Raw genomic sequence first — 13895 nt, forward strand, 5'->3', positions numbered from 1 at the left:
GGGTGGCATTGACGCCGGAACAGATCAGCCGGCTGCTGGAGGGGCGGGAGGATGATCCCTTTGCGACGCTGGGCGTCCACCCGGCGGATGCGTCCGGGGGGAAAGGGGGCTTTACCGCCTGCCTTTTCCTGCCCGAAGCGGTCAGCGTCACGGCGCACAGGCTGGACGGCAAGGCGGTCGGGACGCTGGCGCAGGTCGATCCCGCCGGGCTGTTCTTCGGCAAGCTGTCGATCCGCAAGGCGCAGCCGCTGCGCTATCATGCGACCTATGCCGATGGCGGCGCATATACGCTGATCGATCCCTACAGCTTCGGGCCGGTGCTGGGGCCGATGGACGATCATTATTTCGCCGAAGGGTCTCACGCGCGCTTGTTCGACAAGATGGGCGCGCATCCCATCACCCATGAAGGCGTTGAAGGCACGCATTTTGCCGTCTGGGCACCCAATGCCCGGCGCGTGTCGGTGGTGGGCGATTTCAATCGCTGGGACGGGCGCAGGGGAGCGATGCGGCGGCGGCAGGATGCCGGGATATGGGAAATCTTCCTGCCCGAAGTCGGCGCGGGCAGCCCCTACAAGTTCGAGATCGTGGGACCGGACGGCGCCGTCCTGCCGTTGAAGGCCGACCCCTTCGCCTTCCAGTCGGAATTGCGGCCCTCCACGGCCTCCATCGTGGCGGCGAAGCCCGACCATGAGTGGGGCGATCAGCATCACCGCGCTTATTGGGAAAAGGCCGATCCGCGCCGCGAGCCGATTGCCATCTACGAAGTCCATGCCGGGTCGTGGCAATGCGACGAGGATGGGAGTTTCCTGCACTGGGATGCGCTGGCCAACCGGCTGATCCCCTATGCGGTCGGCATGGGCTTCACCCATATCGAATTCCTGCCGATCAGCGAATTTCCCTATGACCCGAGCTGGGGATACCAGACCACCGGCCTTTATGCGCCGACGGCGCGTTTCGGCGATCCGGCGGGGTTCGCGCGCTTCGTCGACGGCGCCCATCGGGCGGGGTTGGGCGTCATCCTCGATTGGGTGCCGGCGCATTTTCCGACCGATGCCCATGGGCTTGCCCGCTTCGACGGCACGGCGCTTTACGAACATGAAGACCCGCGCAAGGGCTTCCACCCCGACTGGAACACGGCGATCTACAATTTCGGCCGGCGCGAGGTGGCACAATATCTGGTCAACAACGCGCTCTTCTGGGCCGAGCGCTATCATGTCGACGGGCTGCGCGTCGATGCCGTCGCCTCGATGCTCTATCTCGATTATTCCCGCAAGGATGGGGAATGGATTCCCAACAAGCATGGCGGACGGGAAAATGTGGAGGCGGTGGAGTTCCTCCAGCAGATGAACAGGGCGCTCTACGGCACCCATCGCGGCGTCATGACGATAGCCGAAGAGTCAACGAGTTGGCCCAAGGTTTCGCACCCTGTCCATGAAGGGGGGCTGGGCTTCGGCTTCAAATGGAATATGGGCTTCATGCACGACACGCTGCGCTATCTGGCGCGCGATCCGGTGCACCGCGCCCATCATCATGACGACATCACCTTCGGCCTGCTCTACGCCTTTACCGAGAATTTCGTGCTGGCATTGAGCCATGACGAGGTGGTGCACGGCAAATCGTCGTTGCTGCACAAGATGGCCGGGGACGATTGGCAGAAATTCGCCTGCCTGCGGGCCTATTACGCGATGATGTGGGGCTATCCCGGCAAGAAGCTGCTGTTCATGGGCCAGGAATTCGCCCAGCGCGAGGAATGGAGCGAGGCGCGGGCGCTGGACTGGCACCTGCTCGATCACAAGCCGCACCGGGGGGTGCAGTTGCTGGTGAGCGATCTCAACCGCCTCTACCGTTCCCGTCCGGCGTTGCATGCGCGCGACTGCGAGGCGGAGGGGTTCGAATGGGTGCTGGTCGACGCGGCCGGGGACTCCGTCTTCGCTTGGGTCCGGCGGGCACCGGGCGCGGCGCCCATCGTCGTCATCAGCCATTTCACGCCGCTGCTGCGCCATGGCTACCGGATGCGCCTTCCCTCGGGCGGACGCTGGCGCGAGGTCATGAACAGCGACGCATCCGAATATGGCGGCAGCGGCGCGGGGAATATGGGGATCGTCACCGCCGATGAGGAGGGATGGGCGCATGTCACCATTCCGCCCTTCGGCACGCTGATGCTCGAACTGGACTATTAAGCCGAAGTTGAAGGAGAGGAATGCCGATGCCACCGGGAAACCAGCCGATTGCGCGTGACGCCATGGCCTATGTGCTGGCGGGCGGGCGCGGCAGCCGGCTTGCGGAACTGACCGACCGGCGCGCCAAGCCCGCCGTGCATTTCGGCGGCAAGGCGCGGATCATCGACTTTGCCCTCTCCAATGCCCTCAACAGCGGCATCCGCCGCATCGGCGTCGCCACCCAGTACAAGGCCCACTCGCTGATCCGTCACCTCCAGCGCGGCTGGAACTTCCTGCGGCCCGAACGCAATGAAAGTTTCGACATCCTGCCCGCCAGCCAGCGCGTGTCCGAAAGCCAATGGTATGAGGGCACGGCCGATGCCGTGTTCCAGAATGTCGACATCATAGAAAGCTATGCGCCGGAATATATGGTCATTCTGGCGGGCGATCATGTCTACAAGATGGACTATGAGCTGATGCTCCAGCAGCATGTCGACAGTGGCGCGGATGTCACCGTCGGCTGCATGGAGGTGCCGGTTGCGGAAGCCAGCGGCTTTGGCGTCATGCATGTGGATGAGCAGGACGTGATCACCGCCTTCGTCGAAAAGCCGAAAAAGCCGCCGCATATACCGGGCAATCCCGGCATGGCGCTGGCATCGATGGGCATCTACGTGTTCCGCACGGCTTTCCTGATCGAGGAACTGCGCCGCGATGCCGACGACCCGGCAAGCCATCGCGATTTCGGCGGCGACATCATCCCCCATATCGTCAAGCATGGCAAAGCCGTCGCCCATCGCTTTTCCAACAGTTGCGTGCGCGCGGAAAGCGAGCCGGTGCCCTATTGGCGGGACGTCGGCACGATCGATGCCTATTGGCAGGCGAATATCGACCTGACCGACGTGGTGCCCTCGCTTGACCTGTATGACCGGAGCTGGCCGCTCTGGACCTATTCCGAAGTCACGCCGCCCGCGAAATTCGTGCATAATGAGGAAGGACGGCGCGGTTCCGCGACATCGTCGCTGGTGGCGGGCGGTTGCATCGTGTCGGGATCGTCATTGCATCGCAGCCTGCTCTTTTCGGGCGTGCGGACGCACAGCTTCTCTTCCGTCACCGAAAGCGTCGTCATGCCCGACTGCGTGATCGGGCGCGGGGCGCGGTTGCACAAATGCGTGCTGGATTCGGGCGTCATCATCCCGCCGGGGCTGATCGTGGGCGAGCATCCCGACCATGATGCGCGGCGTTTCCGCCGCACCGACAGCGGCGTGACGCTGATCACCCAATATATGATCGAACGGCTGGTGGACTGATCTTGGGCAAGACGGCTTCGATGCAACTGCTTTCGGTCGCGTCCGAAATCTATCCGCTGATCAAGACCGGCGGGCTGGCCGATGTGGCGGGCGCATTGCCCGGCGCGCTGGCGGGTCATGATGTCGCCGTGCGGACGCTGGTGCCGGGCTATCCTTCGGTGCTTGCGCGGCTGGGCAAGGCGAAGGCGGTGCGGCGCTATGACGCGCTGTTCGGCGTGCCGGCCACGGTCCTGGCCGGGAAGGCAGGGGAGCTTGACCTGCTGGTGCTGGACGCGCCCGATTTCTTCGCGCGCGAGGGCGGACCCTATGGCGACGCGGGCGGCCGGGACTGGACCGACAATTGGAAGCGCTTTGCCGCTTTGTCCCGCGTGGGTGCCGACATCGCCGCCCAGGGGATAAAGGGCTGGCGGCCGGATCTGGTCCATGCCCATGACTGGCAGGGGGCGATGACCGCCGCCTATATGCGCTTTGGTCCCGCTCATGCCGTGCCCAGGGTGGTGACGATCCACAACCTGGCTTTTCAGGGCCGGTTCGGCGCGGATATCTTTCCGCATCTGGGCCTGCCGCCCGAAGCCTGGGGCGTGGATGGCGTCGAATATTATGGCGGCACCGGCTTTCTGAAGGCAGGCCTGGTATCCGCCGACGCGATCACCACGGTCAGCCCGACCTATGCCGACGAAATCCGCTCGCCCGTCCATGGCATGGGGCTGGACGGGCTGATCAACGGCCGCGCCGACCGGCTGCATGGCATATTGAACGGCGTCGACACGGCGATCTGGGACCCGGCGACCGATCCGCTGCTGGCGCGGCGATATAGCGCGAGGGCGCTTGGCGGACGCACCGCGAACCGCCGCGCGCTGGAGGCGCATTTCGGCCTGGATCGCGACGATGCGCCGCTCTTCATCATCGTCAGCCGCCTGACCTGGCAGAAGGGCATGGATATGGTGATGGGCGCCATCGACCACCTCGTCGGGCTGGGCGGCAAGCTGGCCGTGCTGGGATCGGGCGATCATCCGCTGGAGGGCGCATTCCTGGCGGCGGCGGACCGGCATCGCGGGCGGGTGGGCGCGCAGATCGGTTATGACGAGCCGCTATCTCATCTGATGCAGGCGGGCGGCGACGCGATCCTGATCCCGTCGCGCTTCGAGCCTTGCGGGCTGACGCAGCTTTACGGGTTGCGCTATGGCTGCGTGCCGGTGGTGGCGCGGGTCGGTGGCCTGGCCGATACGGTGATCGACGCCAATGAGGCAGCGGTCGGTGCGGGCGTGGCGACCGGCCTGGTCTTTGCGCCGTCCGATCCGCTGGCGCTGCATGGCGCGATTGCACGGACCATCCGGCTGCACGCCTCAAGGCCCGATTGGCAGGCGATGCAGCGGTCGGGCATGCGCGCCGACTTTTCCTGGACCCACAGTGCGGCGCGCTATGCCGAACTGTTCCGGGCGCTCGTGCAAGAGGCGGTATGAGCCGGCACGCGCTGGGCCCCGAAATCCACGCGCAGGGAACCCGTTTCCACGTCCATTCGCCCGATGCGGACCGGCTTTGGCTATGCCTGTTCGATGCGGAAGATCGCGAGACCCGCCTGCCGATGGCGCGGGACGGCAAGCATGCCTGGTCCCTGGACGTGCCGGGTGCGGGCGAGGGCACGCGTTACGGCATTCGGGCGGACGGAGCCTATGATCCCGGCGCGGGGCTGTGGTTCGATCCCGACAAATTGCTGCTCGATCCCTATGCTGCGGCGATCGACCGGGCATTCGTTTACGATCCCGCTCTCGCCGCGCCGCGAGGAGAGGGCGCCGATACCGCCCCGCTGATGCCCAAGGGCGTGGTGACGGCGCCGCTTCCGCCTGTCGCCGTCGCGCCGCCATTATTTCGTCCCGGCGGGCTGATCTACGAAGTGCAGGTCCGCGGCTTCACCATGCTGCATCCCGACATTCCCGAAACGCAGCGCGGGACGATCGCGGCGCTGGGTCATCCCGCGGTGATCGACCATCTGCGCCGCCTGCATGTGTCGGCCGTCGAACTGATGCCGGTGAACGCCTGGATCGATGAGCGGCATCTGGGGCCGCTCGGCCTGCGCAACGCCTGGGGCTATAATCCGGTCGGCTGGTTCGCGCTCGATCCCCGGCTGGCGCCCGGCGGCATGGCGGAACTGCGCGGTGCGGTGGCGGCACTGCATGAGGCGGGGATCGGTGTGATCCTCGACATGGTCTATAATCATGACGGGGAAAGCGATGCGTGGGGCCCGACATTGTCGCTGCGCGGCCTCGATGCCCGGAGCTATTTCCGGCATGAGCCCGATGGCCGCCTGATCAACGATATGGGAACGGGGAACAGCATCGACTGCAACCATCCGCTCACCCAAAGGCTCATCCTGGACTCGCTCCGTCATTTCGTGAGCGCGGCGGGGGTGGACGGTTTTCGCTTCGATCTCGCCCCAGCGCTGGGACGCTTGCCGACGGGCTTCGATCCAGAGGCGCCGCTGCTGCAAGCGATGCGCGCGGACCCGTTGCTTTCCGACCGGATACTGATCGCGGAGCCATGGGATATCGGCCCCGGCGGTTATCAACTCGGCCGTTTCGATGAGGGCTGGCTGGAATGGAATGATCGCTATCGCGACGATCTGCGGCGTTTCTGGCGCGGCGACCGCTGCACGCTGGGCTCGCTGGCGACGCGCCTTGCGGGGTCTTCGGACATATTCGGCGAAGGCTCCAGGACCCGCACCGTCAATTTCCTGGCCGCCCATGACGGTTTCACGCTGGCCGATGTGACGGCCTATGCGCACCGCCACAATGAAGCCAATGGCGAGCAGAACCGCGACGGCCATGGCGAGAATTTCAGTTGGAACAACGGCGTCGAGGGGGCGAGCGCCAATCCGGCGATCCAGGCCGCGCGGCGCCGGGACATCAAGGCCTTGCTGGGCACCCTGTTCTGCTCGCGCGGCACGATCATGCTGACGGCTGGGGACGAGTTCGGCCGCTCGCAGCAGGGGAACAACAATGCCTATGCGCAGGACAATGCGATCGGCTGGGTCGATTGGACCGGACGCGACCGGGAGATGGAAGCCTATGCCTTCGCGCTGGCGGCCCTGCGGGCGTCGCAACCGGACCTTCAGGATGTGGGCTGGCTGACCCCGGGGGACGTCGAATGGCTCGATGAACAAGGGCAACCCCTGACCGTCGCGCAATGGGAAGATCCGGACCGTCGCTGCCTGGCCATGCGGTTCCGCCGATCGGGCCTTGCCATTTTCGTCAACGGTGACGATCGGCCCCGATCCTTCGGTGGGGTCAGCGTCCCGGCCCGGACGGTCCTACCCATCCCGGCGGATCAGGCGACGGCTTAGCCGTTATTCGCGTGAAAGGGATCAGTTACGCAATGCCGCGGCGTTCATGGCATCGGTTCGCGCCTTGCTCAAACAACGCTTGAAATCGGCGGGCTGCCGCAAGCCGTTCATGCCTTCATAGCCACAGGCCTGCCGGGCCGCGATCATGATCCTTCGATCAAGCGCCGCGCGTCCATCCGCACTGGAAAGTGGAAGGTCCGCCGTTTCCACGGCCACGGATCGCGTCACCGTTCCGCTGGCGGCATCATATGCCACCATGATGCCGGTATCGGCATGAGCCAATGAGGGCAGGGTAGTGCTTGCCAAGGCGACGAGAAGCACGGCCCTGGCGGGGCGAGGAAAATCGGGCATGGCATCCTCCTGTATCGGGTTCGGCCTTTGGCCGATCCTCCGGTGCCGGCGGGGCCGCCGGCGCTACTGTGAAGTGGAGATTCCATCTCCTTTTTTCAACGCGTGCCGCCTTCCGGGATGACCGCAGGCGCCGGGAGAGGAATGCGCCAGAATGCACAGGGAACCAGATTGCCGGTTAAGCCGTTCATCTTCCAGCAAGAATTGGAGAGGGGCGATGAATGACTCCATCAAGCCGCCAGCCATGATGGGCATTGCCTTCGGGCTGCTGCTGTCGATCGACCTGTGGTGCTGCGCGGCACTTGTGGTGAAGGCGCTGCTTTGATCGCCGCGCCCGACATCCTGATCGATCAAGAATAAATCGTTACGGATTGAGAATCATGCATTGGCCAATGGCGGATTTTCGCGGTCATTTCGTTTCACAAGAAAACTGAGGAACCGGCTGGGCGTGGGGATGCGCCTGGCCTGATTGTCTTGTGGAGAGATGCGGTGCCGCGTGCTGTGCACATGGTTCCTGCCTGAAGGGCCCATGACCCCGAAAGGGGCAAATAGGGGACCGTTTATGCAGAATTTCTCATCCGTTCGTCGTGCCGCCTTGCTGCTTTCCTGCTGCATCGGCGCTGTATCGTCCCATGCCTGGGCCCAGGAGCCGGATACGGAAGACGCCGGCACGATCACCGTCACCGGGCGCCGCATCTCTCAATCGGCAGAGGCAATCGGCGAGGACAAGGTCAGCAACGTCGTCGCGATCACGCGCGAAGCGCTGCTGTCGGCGCCGTCGGGCATTTCGGGCCTGAAGATGCTGGAGCAGTTGCCCGGCTTCAACGTGCAGACCGACGGCGCGCTCGGCCTCTATGAATTCGGCAACAGCGTCCAGACCCGCGCCTTCAACCTGGACCAGATCGGTTTCGTGGTCGATGGCATCCCGACCGGGCGCAGCGACGCCTTCGGCGGCAGCCCGGTGTTCCGCTATGTCGACAATGAAAATCTGGGCGTGGTGGAGGCCGCGGTCGGCGCTGGCGATGTCGGCTTGCCCAGCTATTCGACGCTGGGGCCGGTGGTGCAGTATAACAGCATCGCGCCGCAGGACGAGATGGGCCTGTTCGTGTCGCAGAGCTTCGGCGATTTCGGCATGAAGCGCACCTTCATCCGTGCCAGCACCGGACGGGTCGGCCCGTTCAAGGCCTATGTCAGCCGCACCAAGCTGAACAGCGACCTGTGGCGCGGCCCGGGATCGGTCGATCGCGAACATTGGGAAGGGCAGATCCACGCCGATCTGGGCGGCGACAGCTGGGCGCGGTTCAAATTCGTGTCGAACGATTTCTTCGACTATGATTCGCCCACCATTTCCCGCGCCCAATATAATTGCACGGTGAAAAGCGTGGTCGGCGCCTGCGGTCGCGATTTCGCCTATATAGAAAATGTGCCGAACACGACGCCCGGCTTCGCGCCGACGACCGCAGGCGTCTATTATTCCAACGCCAATTATGCACAGGTCTACAACCTCGCCATCAACGTGCGGAAGGACAAGCTCTACGGCGCCACCTTCCATGCGGGCATCGCGGACGGCGTGTGGGCTGAATCGACGCTCTATTGGGAGGACAAGGGCGGTTACGGCGTGTCGCCCGACACCTATTCCAACTCCCTGACCCGCTACAATGCCGAGGTCGCGGTCGGCCTGCCGGTCACGCGGCCCAAGGGGATCGAGTTCGGCCGGTCCGGCGTGGGCGGCGACCGCTACGGCATCACCACCAAGCTGCACTGGGAAATGGGCGCCAACACGGTCGAGGCGGGCGTCTGGGCGGAAGTCGACAAATATCACCGCACCCAGGCCCGCTACAACACGGTCGATGGTGCGCCCGACAGCGCGCCCAATCTCAATGAACTCGTCTATCTGCGCCGCGACTATCGTTCGAAGCGCGACACGATGCAGATCTTCCTGAAGGACACGTTGAAGCTGGCGGATGAGCGGCTGGTGCTGGACTTCGGCTTCAAGGGGTTGATGCTCGACTATCGCTATAACGGCTATCGCGACTTCGACGATTATTACCGGATGGTCGGCGGCGTGGCGCGTCCGGGCTATGGCCAGAGCATCAATACCGCCCATTACAAGGACATGTTCCTGCCGATGGCGGGCCTGCTCTACAAGATCGACGAGCGCACGCAGGTCTTCGCCTCCTATGCCGAGAATATGGCGCTGCCCAAGGGGATGGACGACATCTACTCCGTCATCCGTCCCGGCGGCCTGCGCGTGCCGCAGCCGGATGCCGAACGCTCGCAGAATATGGAAATCGGCATCCGCACCAATCAGGGGCAACTCTACGCCTCGCTCGCGGGCTTCTACACCAAGTTCAAGAACCGCATCCAGTCGATCACGACGATCCTGCCCGGCAGCGGCGGCGCGGCGACCGAGACCTTCTATCAGAATGTCGGGCGGGTGCGCTCCTATGGTGCGGAATTCAGCGGCACCTACAAGCCGTCTTTCCTGAACGGGCTGGCCTATGGCAACCTCAACGTCACCTACAACAATGCCAAGTTCCAGGACGACATTCCGGCCGCCACGCCCATCCTGATCGCGGACAAATATATTCCCGACAGCGCCAAATGGATCGTCAGCGGCGGCGTGACGATCGAACCGGCAAGCTGGCTGGTCGCCAACATATCGGGCAAATATACCGGCAAGCGCTGGTCGACCTTCACCAATCAGGCGGGGTCGAGCGTACCGGGCTTCACCGTGTTCAACGCCTATGTCGACATCGGCGACGGCTGGAGCTTCGGCCCGGTCAAGAGCGTCAAGGCGCGCTTCAATATCGACAATCTTTTCGACAAGGACAGATTGTCCTACATCTCCTCCTCGGTGACGGGCGACGGCTTCTTCCGGCCGCTTTCGCCGCGCACGTTCCAGTTCACTATTTCGGGCGAGATTTGATGCGATTGACACTGATGATGGGGGCAGCGTGGGTCGCGCTGCTCCCCGCCGCGGCACAGGCGCAGGAGGTGCCGAAGAAGGTCTACCAGCTTCACCAGAGATTGTTGACGCTCGACAGCCATCTCGACACGCCCGCCTCGCTCGACCTGCCCGGCTGGTCGATCGAGGAGGAGCATGGCGTCCACACCGACTATACCCAGGTCGACCTGCCTCGCATGAAGAAGGGCGGCCTCGACGGCGGTTTCTTTGCGATCTACACGCCGCAGGGGCCCCTGACGGAGGAGGGATTCCGCAAATCGCGCGACTTCGCGCTGCTGCGCGGCGTCTCGATCCGCGAGATGGTGGCGGCGGACCCGGCCAATTTCACGCTGGCGCTGGAGGCGAAGGATGCCGCGCCGATCGCGGCGTCGGGCAAGCGGGTCGTCTATATGTCGATCGAGAACGCCTATCCGCTGGGCGAGGACGTGTCGCTGCTCAAGACCTTCTACGACATGGGCGTGCGGGTGTCGGGCTTTGCCCATTTCGCGCACAACCAGTTCGCCGACAGCTCCACCGATCCGTCGAAGAAGCCGCGCTATGGCGGCCTCAGCCCGCTGGGCAAGGAATTGCTGAAGGAGATGAACCGGCTCGGCATCGTGCCGGACGCGTCGCACAGCAGCGATCAGGTGCTGGACGATCTGCTGGCGCTTTCCACCTCGCCGGTCCTGCTGACCCATTCGGGTTGCAAGGCGGTCTACGACCATCCCCGCAACATCGACGACGATCATCTGAAGGCGCTGGCGGCCAAGGGTGGGGTGATCCAGATAAACGCCTTTGGCGCCTATCTGCGTGCGTCGAAGCCCAATCCGCAACGGCAGCAAGCGTTGCAGGCGCTGTTCGGCCAGTTGCGCGAGGACGCCAAATTGTCTCCGGAAAAACGCGCCGAACTGCTGGCGAAGCGGCAGGAGATCGACCGGCTCTATCCCGAGACGGACCGGGCGACCTTCGACGATTTCATGGCCCATATGCTCCATGCCCTGAAGGTGGTGGGCCCCGACCATGTGGGCATCGGCGCCGATTGGGACGGCGGCGGCGGCGTCGTCGGCCTGGAGGATGTGCTCGACCTGCCCAAGATCACGGCTGCCTTGCTGAAGGCAGGGTATAGCGAGGCGGATGTACAGAAGATCTGGTCGGGCAATGTCCTGCGGATACTGGCTGCCGCGGAAGCCGCAAAGGGGAAATAGGAGGCCGTGTACAGCGCGTCGCCTGCCCCCATGTGCGAGGCATGCGGGCGGGCGTGGCGCTGATCGTTTCGTTCATCCAACGATATATTGTCATGATGAAAGCCGCTGCTAGATTTCCCGCAAAATAAGGGAGAGGGTCGTGGCTAAATTGGTCAGGCGCGCATTGCGTGCGCTCAATCGTCGGCGCTATATCCGTCAGCGCCTCGAGCAAATCCGGCAGGAAAGCTGCGTTTCCGACAGCGGGGCGTTCACCGTCAAGACCTGAGGCGTTCCATATGGGGCGTGTAAAACGCCCGCAAGCGTTCGAGGATTCGCGACGGTCGCGGTTTGTCTGCCCGCCAAATGCGATCAACGTCCAACAGGTTGAAATCTGATCGGATGCCTTCCGCGGTAACTTCATGGCCGATCAGGTGCCCGGTTCGGCGGAAAAGGGGCATATCAAGGAACCAATAGCCGCCGCCCTCCACGGTCAGGACATGAAGACGGTTGCGCTCGTCCCAGTTTAAAATGCCGGTGACGATATGGCGGGTACCCCTCGGCATTCCACATCTCCCTACAAAGCCGGTGCGGTGCGCCCCCGCATGGCTTCACATCTGATCCCTTGGCGATCGGGGAGTTAGTAAACCGATAGCTCGGTCCCTACGACCTTTAGGCTGGAGAGCCCTGGACATGCGTCGCAGGCTCCCCGACCATAGGGTCAGGGATGTGTGGGCTGCAACGGACAGTCCAACCGGCTATTCGGGGTTACTAAGCCCCAGAACCGTGCGTGGCGGCTCCGAGGTCTCTATCGGCCAAGGAGAGGGCGGAGGCAACACATTCCGTCCGAGCGAGCGCAAAGGCGCAGAAATCCAACAAAAAAGGGAGCGTGCGCCGAAACGGCAAAACCGACATGCGATCATTGCCGCACCGTCCGAATTACCGTCTTTTTCGGACGGTAGCGAAAGACGACTTCGGTAAGTGGCTGAGATATATGGTGAGCCCTGCTGGATTCGAACCAGCGACCTACTGATTAAAAGTCAGTTGCTCTACCGACTGAGCTAAGGGCCCTCATGTCCTGAGGTTCGCACGCACTAGTGGCGACGATGCGGCTGGTCAACCACCTGAACGCATTATTGGTGTCGCTTTTTGCAGGCGGCTCCGCAAATGCCGGACGCAGTGCCCGGAAACGGGATCGCGCCAGTCCGGCGCGATCGCGGCAAGCGGTGTCAGCACGAAGGCGCGCTCCCGGAAAGCGGGATGGGGGATATGCAGCGACCGGTTGTTCCAGCGCCCTCCGGACCAGAGGATGATGTCGATATCGACACTCCGCGCCCCCCATCGCCGGAACCGCCGCCGGCCCAATTGCCTTTCGATGTCCTGCAAGCGCCGCAGCATCGCATCCGGCGGCAAGATGCTCTCCAGCAACAGCGCGCCATTGGCGAAAACCCGCCGGGAAGGCCCCATGGGCGGCGTCGTCAGCAGGGGAGCGACCGCCCGGATGTTTCCCAAGGCGGCGATCCCGGCCACAGCCTCCCCCAGCAGCCGTGCAGGCGTGCGTCGTGCCGACAGCGGCCGGTTCGATCCCAGCGCAAGCGCATAAAGGTGACGAGTGCTTGTCTTCCCCATCATGCTGCGCCTATCGGGTCCTCATGACGCTGGAAAGCCCCATCCCGCATACAGAGCCGCCCCATGATTGCCAGCTCTGCCCCCGCCTGGTCGCCCTGCGCGCGGAGTGCCGGGCCGAGCATCCCGGATGGTGGAATGCGCCGGTCCCGTCCTTTGGCGATCCGATGGGCAGGATCGCGATCGTCGGCCTCGCGCCCGGCAAGCAGGGCGCCAATCGCACCGGCCGCCCCTTTACCGGCGATTTCGCCGGCGACCTGCTGTTCGCCACGCTCGGCAAATTCGGCCTGACGGAGGGAACCTACGAGGCCCGGCCCGATGACGGCCTGACGCTGCGCGACATCATCATCGTCAATGCGGTCAAATGCCTGCCGCCGCAGAACAAGCCGCTGCCGGAGGAAATCCGCAATTGCCGGGCTTTCCTGAAACCCGCGGTGGCGGCGCTTCCCCATGCCCGCGTCTTCATCGCCCTGGGCCAGATCGCGCACCAGTCAGCGGTCAAGGCGCTGGGCGGCAAGCTGCCCAAGGCCCGCTTCGCCCATCTGGCCGAGCATCGCATGCCCGATGGCCGGATCGTGATCGATAGCTATCACTGCTCGCGCTACAACCAGAATAGCGGGCGATTGACGGCCGAGATGTTCGAGGCCGTCTTCGCCCGGGCGCTGGCGATCAGCGGATGAGATAGTCGAGATAGGCCCCGTCCGGCGGTCCGTCGAGCGCCGCCATCATCGGCGCGATCAGCCCCTTGTCCAGCATCGCGCCCGCCGCCTTGTGCGCGTCGACATCGGCCCATCGCTCGATGAGGACGAAGCGGCGTTCATTGCCTAGGTCCCGCAGCATCTCCACGCCTTCGCAGCCGGGCAGGGGGCGAACCGCATCGGCTATCGCGCGCAGGGCGGTTTCCAGCGTCGCGTCCATGCCTTCCTTCGCGTGCATGATATAGTGGCGGGCAACGGTCATCGTCTCTCTCCTGTCATCGGATGTCCT

At 64.0% G+C, this 13895-nt stretch carries 12 protein-coding genes and 1 tRNA gene; 8 read left to right on the forward strand and 5 right to left on the reverse strand.

Annotated features, from left to right (window positions below; translation table 11 throughout):
• The first annotated feature begins 2 nt into the window (after window positions 1-2).
• From glgB to glgX, 4 genes are read left to right on the forward strand one after another with little or no spacing between them, the layout of a single operon-like run.
• The gene (gene glgB / locus CAF53_RS14990; protein ID WP_100238497.1) at window positions 3-2180 is read left to right on the forward strand and encodes a 1,4-alpha-glucan branching protein GlgB; all 2178 of its coding nucleotides are present in this window, start codon (window positions 3-5) and stop codon (window positions 2178-2180) included.
• Window positions 2181-2206: 26 nt separating this feature from the next.
• The gene (gene glgC / locus CAF53_RS14995; RefSeq protein ID WP_046765808.1) at window positions 2207-3466 is read left to right on the forward strand and encodes a glucose-1-phosphate adenylyltransferase; all 1260 of its coding nucleotides are present in this window, start codon (window positions 2207-2209) and stop codon (window positions 3464-3466) included.
• A 20-nt stretch (window positions 3467-3486) separates the two neighbouring features.
• Window positions 3487-4929 carry a glycogen synthase GlgA gene (glgA, locus tag CAF53_RS15000; RefSeq protein WP_100238842.1) on the forward strand — a complete coding sequence of 481 codons (1443 nt, stop codon included), beginning with the start codon at window positions 3487-3489 and terminating at the stop codon, window positions 4927-4929.
• Window positions 4926-6806 (forward strand): glycogen debranching protein GlgX, encoded by a 1881-nt coding sequence (glgX, locus tag CAF53_RS15005; protein WP_100238498.1) that lies wholly within the window; start codon window positions 4926-4928, stop codon window positions 6804-6806. Before glgA ends, glgX begins: the two co-directional genes overlap by 4 nt.
• A gap of 21 nt (window positions 6807-6827) precedes the next feature.
• Here glgX and CAF53_RS15010 read toward each other — a convergent pair whose 3' ends face one another.
• A complete protein-coding gene (locus CAF53_RS15010) occupies window positions 6828-7157 on the reverse strand; it encodes a UrcA family protein (protein WP_046765733.1) in 330 nt (109 codons plus the stop codon).
• A 559-nt stretch (window positions 7158-7716) separates the two neighbouring features.
• Here CAF53_RS15010 and CAF53_RS15015 point away from each other — a divergent pair.
• The 3 genes from CAF53_RS15015 to CAF53_RS29035 all read left to right on the forward strand — a co-directional run bounded on the left by CAF53_RS15015 (window position 7717) and on the right by CAF53_RS29035 (window position 11571).
• The gene (locus tag CAF53_RS15015; protein WP_100238499.1) at window positions 7717-10083 is read left to right on the forward strand and encodes a TonB-dependent receptor; all 2367 of its coding nucleotides are present in this window, start codon (window positions 7717-7719) and stop codon (window positions 10081-10083) included.
• Window positions 10083-11306, forward strand: a complete 1224-nt coding sequence (locus CAF53_RS15020; protein WP_046765735.1) for a dipeptidase — start codon at window positions 10083-10085, stop codon at window positions 11304-11306. The genes CAF53_RS15015 and CAF53_RS15020 overlap by 1 nt, the downstream gene beginning before the upstream one ends.
• A 139-nt stretch (window positions 11307-11445) precedes the next feature.
• Window positions 11446-11571 carry a hypothetical protein gene (locus CAF53_RS29035; protein WP_269748661.1) on the forward strand — a complete coding sequence of 42 codons (126 nt, stop codon included), beginning with the start codon at window positions 11446-11448 and terminating at the stop codon, window positions 11569-11571.
• On the opposite strand, the gene CAF53_RS15025 is transcribed toward CAF53_RS29035, so the two are convergent.
• The 3 genes from CAF53_RS15025 to folK all read right to left on the reverse strand — a co-directional run bounded on the left by CAF53_RS15025 (window position 11561) and on the right by folK (window position 12911).
• Window positions 11561-11848: a DUF5818 domain-containing protein gene (locus tag CAF53_RS15025; RefSeq protein WP_197707424.1), complete on the reverse strand. Its 288-nt coding sequence runs from the start codon at window positions 11846-11848 to the stop codon at window positions 11561-11563. The genes CAF53_RS29035 and CAF53_RS15025 overlap by 11 nt on opposite strands.
• A 429-nt stretch (window positions 11849-12277) precedes the next feature.
• Window positions 12278-12353 (reverse strand) — tRNA-Lys (locus tag CAF53_RS15030).
• A gap of 45 nt (window positions 12354-12398) precedes the next feature.
• A complete protein-coding gene (gene folK / locus CAF53_RS15035) occupies window positions 12399-12911 on the reverse strand; it encodes a 2-amino-4-hydroxy-6-hydroxymethyldihydropteridine diphosphokinase (RefSeq protein ID WP_100238843.1) in 513 nt (170 codons plus the stop codon).
• 23 nt (window positions 12912-12934) lie between these two features.
• Between folK and CAF53_RS15040 the strand changes: the two genes are divergently transcribed.
• Window positions 12935-13588: a uracil-DNA glycosylase gene (locus CAF53_RS15040; protein WP_046762740.1), complete on the forward strand. Its 654-nt coding sequence runs from the start codon at window positions 12935-12937 to the stop codon at window positions 13586-13588.
• Here CAF53_RS15040 and CAF53_RS15045 read toward each other — a convergent pair.
• Window positions 13578-13868, reverse strand: a complete 291-nt coding sequence (locus CAF53_RS15045; protein ID WP_046762741.1) for an antibiotic biosynthesis monooxygenase family protein — start codon at window positions 13866-13868, stop codon at window positions 13578-13580. The two genes, CAF53_RS15040 and CAF53_RS15045, sit on opposite strands and share 11 nt — an antisense overlap.
• Window positions 13869-13895 lie beyond the last annotated feature (27 nt).

Origin of the sequence: Sphingobium sp. LB126 (assembly GCF_002795205.1) — a bacterium.
GTDB lineage: Bacteria > Pseudomonadota > Alphaproteobacteria > Sphingomonadales > Sphingomonadaceae > Sphingobium > Sphingobium chungbukense.